The sequence below is a fragment of the Flavobacterium hauense genome, assembly GCF_054457175.1.
The window spans coordinates 1-652 of the sequence record NZ_JBTKVX010000047.1 but is presented as its reverse complement, the minus strand read 5'-3'; the positions used below and the strand labels follow the sequence as shown (position 1 = coordinate 652).

Annotated in this window: 1 pseudogene; it reads right to left on the bottom strand. The window is 46.8% G+C overall.

The features are described 5' to 3' along the window. Window positions 1-652, bottom strand: a pseudogene (locus ACX0HA_RS17605) (hypothetical protein); the annotation flags it as partial.

The following is a 652-nucleotide window of genomic DNA, read 5'->3' as shown; positions in this document are numbered from 1 at the left end:
CCGTTATCGGCAAGCGATCCTTTCTGGATCGTTGATACTACTGCGGTGCCGTCTGCCCCGATCAAAGAGAAGCTGCCGTCGTTGTTTTCCTCAAGTTTGAAGTTACCCAGCTGTGTGTTCGTGTTGGCTACGATCTCATCAATCGCGCTCTGTACTGTTGTTGCTGTTAGGCCTGAAGTAGCAGGATTATAGTTCAATGCTGAAGCATTCAGGTCAAGGATACCAACAGTACCGCCTGCGTCTGCAAATGTGTAAACGCCTGGTGTAGTCTCGGTAATGGTAAGGCTGCTCGCATCGATCGTTACCGGAGTACCTCCATTGTTGAAGGTATACGTACCGTTAGCATTATCAGTAACTGAACCTTTATTGATCGTTGATACTACTGCGGTGCCGTCTGCCCCGATCAAAGAGAAGCTGCCATCGTTGTTTTCCTCAAGTTTGAAGTTACCAAGCTGTGCAGTAGTCTCTGCTACGATCTCATCAATCGCGCCCTGTACTGTCGTAGCTGCAAGGCCTGATGCTGTGTTGCTGAATGGTAGTGCGCCTGCATTTACATTGATAACTGTATCTACTCCTGCCTCATTGGTATAAGTGTAGGTACCGTTGTTATTATTAACTAAAGTCGTTAAGATATTTACTGAAGACAGAGGAA